We start from the raw sequence: 7041 nt of genomic DNA on the forward strand, positions 1-7041 counted from the left end.
ACGAGGCCGCCGACCGTGGTCGCCAGCCCGGCGAGCTGGTCGTTGGCACGGTGGGCTTCCCAGTTGGTCCAGCTCACCAGCGTGGCCAGGCTGTCGTTCTTGCCCTTGTAGACCTGGTTCGGGATCAGCTCGGCGTTCAGCAGTTCTGCAGGGCTGGGCATGTCGTCCTCCTGTGCGTTGTGCTGGCCCCAGTCGGCGGCCAGGATGTTGTTGATGTCGACCTGGGTCCCGCCGACGTAGGGCTGCTGGGTGGTCTGGAAGAGGTGCCGGACCTTCGCGGCGCGGCCGCGGGACCACCCGGTGGTCTGCCAGCCGTAGCTGGCGAGCCCGGCACCGATGACGGCGTCGAGCACGTCCGCTTCGCCGTACACGCCGACCGGGCGGCCGCCGAGCACGGAGTCGATGCCGCGGAAGTACTCGAGCACGGTGGGCATCTGGGTGGTGATGTCCTGGTCGACGGCGAAGTACAGGGGCCGCGAGGTGGGGAACCCGATGGCGGCGGCGTCGGCGACGATCGCCTGTGCCGCGGTGACGCCGCGCGGGCGGCCCTTGAGGGCGTCGCCGATGGAGTCCTCGAAGACGAGCGCGACGCCGACGCCGTTGCGGTCCATGTCCTGGAACTCGGCCTTGGTGATGTTCTTGACCCGGCCGGGTGTCCCGGCGTACCGAACGACGCCGACGTGGCCGGCTGCCCGGACGGCGGCCGCGGTCGGTCGGCCCGCGGAGTAGTCGAGCGCGGTGGGCATGCTCAGTCCCTTCGTCGGAGTGTGGTGCCGGTCGGCAGGACCGCCGGCGTGGTGTTCGGCGGCGGGTTCTGCGCTGGAGCGCACGCCGCGTCGCCTGCGGGGCCTTCGTCGACGCGGGTCCGGCCGTCGGAGAAGTCGTTGAAGTTGCGGCACTGCCCGTCGGCATCGCGGTCGAAGTACTGCCGGGTAACACTGACGCCGTCCTTGCCGGGCGCCCCGTCAGCTCCGGGCCGCCCGTCGGCGCCCGGCTGGCCGTCTTTCCCGGCCGGGCCCGTCGCGCCGTCCTTCCCCGGTGGTCCGTCCGCGCCCGGTTTCCCGTCGGCGCCCTGGCACTGCTGCGCGGTGAGCAGACACGACGGGCTCTGGCCCGGTGCGCCGGTTGCCCCGGTGGCGCCCGTGGCGCCGGTCGCGCCGACGGCGACCGGCGGAGGCGGCTGCACGACCGGCACGGCGCCGAGCGTGCGCACCTGCTCGGCGAGCTTGCCCGCGGCTTCGGCGTTCCGGTCGGATTGCCGCGACAGCACGGCAATCTTGTCGTCGAGTGCGCTGTTCTGGGCGCGGCCGATGAGCACGACGGCGGCGAGCGCGCACGCCCCGAGCAGCAGCAGCCCGAACGACAGCCAGAGCAGGAGGTGACCGCGGTGGTCCTTGGATTCCTCGGCCGCGCGGTTGATCACGTCATCTCGCGTCATGAGTCGTCCTCCTCACTGAGCTGGCGGAGCGCTTCGGCGATCTCGTCGGGCGTGATCTCGCCGTCGTCAGCTGCGGCAGCCAGCTGCTCCGCTGCGCGGGTGGCCGCGCGCATTCCCTTGCTGGCGGCGGCCGGTCGTTCGCGCCCGGAGGTGCGGATCGCGGTGACCAGGCCGGCCACGCCGCCGAGGATCGCGGCGACCATGCCTCCGATAGCGACGAGCAGCTGGGCAAGTTCACTCACCGACCCCCCGTTTCTGCCTCTCGACGGCGGCGCGCAGCTCGGCGATCCGGTCGTGTGGCGCTGTGGCTCGTGCTTGGGCGTGCGCGGTGCGCGCCTGGTCGACGAGCTGGCGTTTCAACTCGATGGCTTCGGGGTGTAACGGGGACTCGTCGGCGATGCGCTGGCACGGGTGCGGCACCGCCGCGGTGGTCTTCGTGGCCGCCTTGGAGCGGGTGCTGATGCCGTGGCGGAGCTTCGCGCGGGCGCAGCGGGCGAGGTGGTCGGCGCGTGCGGTGTCGATGTCCGGGGCGTCGTGCAGCTGGTGCCCGGTGGCCCAGTCCTCTTCGGACAGGTATGGCTCGGCGAGCACGATGTCCAGCAGGGTCGCGGTGTCGGCCGGGTCGATGCCGTACTCGGCGGCCCGCCATTCCAGGGTGTCGAGCGGAAACAGGTGCCGGAACCGCATCACGGTGCCGTCGTCGGCGGTCCGCGTACCGTCGACCGCCCACATCTGCTGGCTGCCCTCGGCGACGATCACGGCGTCAGTGTGCTGGATTCGCATGATCATGATGTCCTGAAGATCCAGTAGTGGAATTGGTTGCTCGAGCCGCCGCTGCTAGTGACTTCGAACCCTGTGCTGCTGGCCGCGGTGACTGCCCAGTAGGTGTCGGCGAGGTTGCCCTGGCGGGTGACGATGGGGCGCATGTTGCCAGCCATCGTGGCGCCGTAGGAGGCGACCAACGTGATTGGGCCTGCGCCGACGTTCCCGGTTCCGACGTGCAACGCCGAGTTCCCGGAGAGGTTTTGCTGGGTGGCCCACTTGCCGCGCATGAAGATGCGTTCGTCGTCAAGGAACTGCAGGTAGGCGTCGGTGCCGGTGGCGGCGATCTGGTGGCCGAAAACGGTGTTGCCGTTGTAGAACGACACCTTGCCGCCCGTGATCGTCGAGTCGCTCGGTTTCTCCCGCTGCTGCACGAACGACGCGCCGGCCATGGACAGGGAGACTCGGTCGGTGGTCGAGGAGACGTCGTCGTAGAACTCGATGCGCGCTGCGCCGGCGGGGTTGGGGTTGATCGCCACCCGCTGTCCGCCGGTGCTGGAGGTGATCGAGCCGAAGATGATGTTTCCGGCGCCGTCGCGGAACCGGACGACCTGGTTGCCGAGCCCGTCGGGTCCGATGTAGACGAGTTCGTTGTCAGTCGGGCCGACCATTTTGAAGAACGCGTTGTTGAGCAGTGTCAGCCCGCCGGCGGCGATGGTGGCACTGGCCAGGCCCGCCTGCTTGGCGACGTCGCTGATCCGCTTCTCGGCACGCTTGATCCGGTCGAGAAGGTTGCTGGCGAGGTTCACCTGTCCCATCAGGCGACTCCGTCCAGAAGCGGCGCCATGGTGAGCTCGACACGCTCGGCGGCGAGGCCCGGCGCGAACGCCATGTCGACGACCCGGACCGGGCCTTCCCAGCCGTTCTTGTGGAAGGGGTCCGGCGGGACCTTGAGCCAGCCGTCGTCGCCGCGGCTGACCTCAGCCGCGGTCGGCGGGAGGTCGCCGCGGATGAGGATCTTCGGCAGGACGACCGGCATCCGGCCGGCTTCCTGGTCGGCCTCGGCATGCCCGTTGAGGGTGCCGGCGTCCTCGGCCGATCCGTACTGGGCCTCGTTCTCCAGCAGCGGGAACCCGCCCGTGTACTTGGTGGTGTCCTCGGCGACGGCGATCGGCAGGCCAAGCTCGACGCCTTGGCCGGTGGCGAAGCTGCGGGTGTTCATGCGGGTCCCGTCGCTGGGCCAGGCGTAGCGGGTGGCGTTGCCGCCGACTTCCCATCGGTGCGCGGAGCCCTGCTGGCCGAGCGTGGGCGTGCCGACCTGGATCACCCGCTGCGGGGCTGAGGTGCCGGGCAGGACGTCGAAGCAGATGTCCGGGCCGTTGATGACGTTGGCCAGGTTGGTGAGGGCGTCGCCGACCTCGGCGAGGTCGTAGCCGTTGTAGGTGCGGTCGCGCAGCTGCCCGGAGGCGGCCATGTCGGCCGGGACGACGAGGATGTCGCCGCCGGTGTGCGCTTGCGCGGTGGCGACCAGCTGGCGGGCGATCGCGTTCTGGTCGGTCGTCGCGTAGGCCTGGGTGAGCGCGGCCACCTGCGTCAGCGTGCCGTCCGCGGTGAACACCGGCAGGACCTTGCGGTGGTCGAAGTAGGACCACCAGTCGCCGGCGCCGATGGCGACGGTCTGGGTGGCCGAGTCGTAGGCGCGCGTCCAGATGATCCCACCCCACACCGGCCGGTCGTCCCGGTAGGCGTACACCACGCGACGGCACGGCATCGACAGGTCGTAGGCGTCGAGGTGCGCTGTCTTCGGGCCGAGCTTCCAGTTCGCCGCGAACTTCCCGGAGGCGCACAGCGGCTTGTTGAACCGCACGCCAGTGAGCGCGACGTCCTCGAGGATCCGGTTGGTCGCGAGGTCGGCGATCTGGTAGCTGTAGACCGGCTGCGGCACGGCTCAGGCCTGCGTGATGTCGAAGGCCGCGGTCGACCCGGACGCGACCTCTTGGAAGCCCGCAAAGTCCGTAAGGTACTTGGGGTTCATGCCGACCATGAAGATGTGCCCGGCCGGAAGCGGCTCGACCCCGGCCGGCATCGGGAAAGCCCAGCCTTCGACGGTGACGGTGCCGTCGCCGTTGTCGGTGAAGGTGGCTTCGTGCTCGGTGACGAACGCTTCGACCTCGGCGGCGTTGGTGCCGTCCCAGAGGATCGCGGGGATCGGCTGCGGGCGCTGGATGAAGTACCTGGGCATGGTCACACTCCGATGTCTTCGACGATGAGCTTGGGCGTGTGGTTGGTGGCCGAGTAGCCCTGAGTCACGTTGCCGGTCGCGCCGGAGTTCGCGGCGAACGTCGCGGATATCGTGAACGTGCCGGTCGCGGTGGCAACCCAGTCGGCGGTCATGTCGAACGGGATGTTGTAGCCGTTCGAGAGGCCAGCGAAGTCGCGGCCGTCGATCTGCGTGCCGTCGACGGCGGTGCCGTCCGTGCCGGCCTTGACGCGCATCTTGACGATGCCGGGGTTCGTGATGAGGTTCGCGCTGGCGTTCGCGACCGAGCACGAGAGTTCCGCGTTCCAGGTGGCCTTGTACCGGCGACCGAGGACGGCGCCGAAGGTCACGAAACACCCGACCTTCTCGGTCGTGCCGGAGCCGGTTACGGCGGCGGTGGGCCGGTGCACACCCATCGTGCCCCACGGGGCGCTGCCATCGAACGGCGCGACGAACACCCACGTGGACCCGTTCCAGCGGTAGAGCTTCTTGTCGGTGGTGAGGAACGCGCACTGGTCGGTCACCGGGTTGGTGATGTTCGCCAGCGCGGTAGTGCGGGCGAAGTTCGGTACCCGCCACGCGCCGCCGTCGTAGATCTCGACCCAGTCGGTGTCGCGCCGGTAGATCTGCATCCCGTCGTACGGGTTGGCGATCGCGGCACGTTCGGTGGCGTCGGCCACCGGGAGCAGGCCGCCGGTGGCGACGGTGAGCCCGGTGGCCAGCTGAGTGATGTTGCCGGTGGTGATGGAGCTCGCGCCCGCGGGCACGGTCACGCGCGCGAGGACGATGTAGTCGGCGCTGCCGGTCACAGGCGGGTCGACCGGCGAGCCGGAGGGTGTGCCGACGACCTGCTTGACGACCATGTCGCTGTTGGCGTCGCCGCCGATGTAGGTGTCGTTCTGCTGGGCGATGATCAGGTCTCGGCGCGCGTTCGAGGGGTCCGCCGAGGTGGACAGGATGTTGATGTCCTTGATGGCGTCCAGACACATCACGTACACGCCGCCGCTGCGGCTGGACTGCAGGACAGCCCGGAACGGCTGCACGTGCACGAACCCGTTGGGCGTGGGCGAGGTGGCGAGCACGCTGCCGGGCGCGGCCGCGGTGCCGGTGGGGACGATGCCGGAGCGTGAGGTGATCTGCCCGGACGGGGTCCAGAGCGCGCTCTGGGTGAGCCGGACGTCCTCGACGGTCTGCTGGCCGACGCCGGCGACCTGCTGCACGGCGGAGGAATGACGCTCAACCATGGGGATTCCTCACATCGAAGTCGAGTAGTAGAGGGCTTCGAGCTGCCCGTTGCCGTCGGCGGAGGTGAACCGCACCCGCGTGGTCCCGACCGGCAGCGTGAACCACTGCCGGGTCACCAGCTGGTTGCTCCTGGACACCCCGTCGTCGAGGAGCACCGACCGGTTCTCGTGGGTGAGCAGGAGCTTCTTGCCCCCGGGGAGCTGGTAGGCCGGGTCGAACGCCAGCTGCTGGCCGGTGTCGACCGCGGTGATGACCGGGCCGAGGCTGGCGCCGGTGATGCGCCACACCGGCTGGGCGGGGGCGTTGCCCTGGTTCTCGAGCACCAGTTCGCCGCCCGACTGTGCTGAGCCGTACACCAGCGGGTAGACGAGCGGGTAGTTCAGGCCGCCGCCGCCGGCCACCGGCGGCGTTACCGGTGACGTGACGATCTGGGGTAGGTGCAGTACTCGCGGGTTCGTGGCTCGCCACTGAATGGCGCCCTGGGTGTAGCCGGTGCCGCTGCTGCGCGGGACCGGGACGGAGCGCCGGACGCACCGGGCGTTGACCATCGCCTTGACGCCGTCCCACTGGACGACCAACGGCTCTTCGGCGGGGTTCTCGTCTGGCGCGGTAGCCGCGCGGAGTGCCTTCTGCGCGGCGGCGAACCCGGCCGGGTCGGCGCTGATGGTGAAGGACAGCGTGACCGTGCGGCGTTCGGAGAGCAGCTGGCCGGGCTGGCTGCCGTGGTAGCTGTCGAAGGCGACGTCGCCGTCGCGCATGTCCGGCAGATCGAGCCAGCCCTCCAGGTTGGTGAGCCTGTACACGGAGTTGGCGCCGAGCAGCAGGCCACGCCACTGGATCTGGCCGTCCTTGGTGATGAGCTCCCCGGCCACGTCAGCCCCCCATCCGCGAGATCCAGTCGAGGTCCTCGGCCACATCCCACGGCGAGGCGTTGGCCGGCGGGTGGAAGTTGTCGATGTGCACCAGCGCCCGGTCCCGCTGCACGGGAACCGGAACCGGGCGTTCAAGATCGAGGCCTTCGTGCTTCGCGCCCGCGGCGATGAGGTCGCGCGTGCGGGCGGAGCCGTTGAGCGGCGCGTACAGCTCGTCGTAGAGCCGGTTGTCGCCGACCACGCGCTCCGTGCCCGGTGGCACGACCACGCCGACCGCGCTGGACAGCGGCCGCATGCCGTCGGTCGCCGACAGCCCGCCGGACGCGAACCGCGCGACGTAGTTGCCGCTCGCGCTGTAGACCGGTGCACCGGTCGGGGAGATCCCGGTGGGGCTCTTCCCACGCTGGGCGATCGTGACGTACACGGTCTTGTCGTGCAGCGCCGCCAGCGCGCGCTGGACAGCG

Annotated in this window: 10 protein-coding genes; all 10 read right to left on the reverse strand. The window is 70.1% G+C overall.

Features of this window, described 5'->3' with window-relative positions:
- A partial coding sequence (locus tag CCN39_RS43150; protein ID WP_086852406.1) for a glycoside hydrolase domain-containing protein occupies positions 1 to 746 on the reverse strand: 746 nt, incomplete at its 3' end.
- A gap of 2 nt (positions 747 to 748) precedes the next feature.
- Entirely contained in the window at positions 749 to 1438 is a 690-nt protein-coding gene (locus tag CCN39_RS43155; protein WP_086852408.1) for a collagen-like protein, read from the reverse strand.
- Positions 1435 to 1680 (reverse strand): hypothetical protein, encoded by a 246-nt coding sequence (locus CCN39_RS43160; protein WP_143264371.1) that lies wholly within the window; start codon positions 1678 to 1680, stop codon positions 1435 to 1437. Before CCN39_RS43160 ends, CCN39_RS43155 begins: the two co-directional genes overlap by 4 nt.
- Positions 1673 to 2197 (reverse strand): hypothetical protein, encoded by a 525-nt coding sequence (locus CCN39_RS43165; protein WP_143264372.1) that lies wholly within the window; start codon positions 2195 to 2197, stop codon positions 1673 to 1675. The genes CCN39_RS43160 and CCN39_RS43165 overlap by 8 nt, the downstream gene beginning before the upstream one ends.
- Before the next feature lie 26 nt (positions 2198 to 2223).
- On the reverse strand, positions 2224 to 3018 hold the full coding sequence (locus CCN39_RS43170) for a hypothetical protein (RefSeq protein ID WP_086852414.1): 795 nt from the start codon (positions 3016 to 3018) through the stop codon (positions 2224 to 2226).
- Complete coding sequence (locus CCN39_RS43175) at positions 3018 to 4145, reverse strand: hypothetical protein (RefSeq protein WP_086852416.1); 1128 nt, start codon at positions 4143 to 4145, stop codon at positions 3018 to 3020. The genes CCN39_RS43170 and CCN39_RS43175 overlap by 1 nt, the downstream gene beginning before the upstream one ends.
- Positions 4146 to 4148: 3 nt before the next feature.
- A complete protein-coding gene (locus tag CCN39_RS43180; RefSeq protein WP_086852418.1) occupies positions 4149 to 4442 on the reverse strand; it encodes a hypothetical protein in 294 nt (97 codons plus the stop codon).
- 2 nt (positions 4443 to 4444) lie between these two features.
- On the reverse strand, positions 4445 to 5704 hold the full coding sequence (locus tag CCN39_RS43185) for a hypothetical protein (protein ID WP_143264373.1): 1260 nt from the start codon (positions 5702 to 5704) through the stop codon (positions 4445 to 4447).
- Positions 5705 to 5713: 9 nt separating this feature from the next.
- Positions 5714 to 6577, reverse strand: coding sequence for a hypothetical protein (locus CCN39_RS43190; protein WP_086852422.1), 864 nt, complete (start codon positions 6575 to 6577; stop codon positions 5714 to 5716).
- Between the two features lies 1 nt (position 6578).
- Positions 6579 to 7041: hypothetical protein (locus CCN39_RS50440; RefSeq protein ID WP_158104604.1), on the reverse strand; the 463-nt coding region annotated here is incomplete at its 5' end.

The sequence above is a fragment of the Amycolatopsis kentuckyensis genome (genome assembly GCF_002155975.1).
In the GTDB taxonomy this organism is placed as follows: Bacteria; Actinomycetota; Actinomycetes; order Mycobacteriales; family Pseudonocardiaceae; genus Amycolatopsis; species Amycolatopsis kentuckyensis.

Coding starts and splice junctions, on each gene's coding strand:
- CCN39_RS43155 (WP_086852408.1), bottom strand. CDS start 1,438: ATGACGCGAGATGACGTGATCAACCGCGCGGCCGAGGAATCCAAGGAC.
- CCN39_RS43170 (WP_086852414.1), bottom strand. CDS start 3,018: ATGGGACAGGTGAACCTCGCCAGCAACCTTCTCGACCGGATCAAGCGT.
- CCN39_RS43180 (WP_086852418.1), bottom strand. CDS start 4,442: ATGCCCAGGTACTTCATCCAGCGCCCGCAGCCGATCCCCGCGATCCTC.
- CCN39_RS43185 (WP_143264373.1), bottom strand. CDS start 5,704: ATGGTTGAGCGTCATTCCTCCGCCGTGCAGCAGGTCGCCGGCGTCGGC.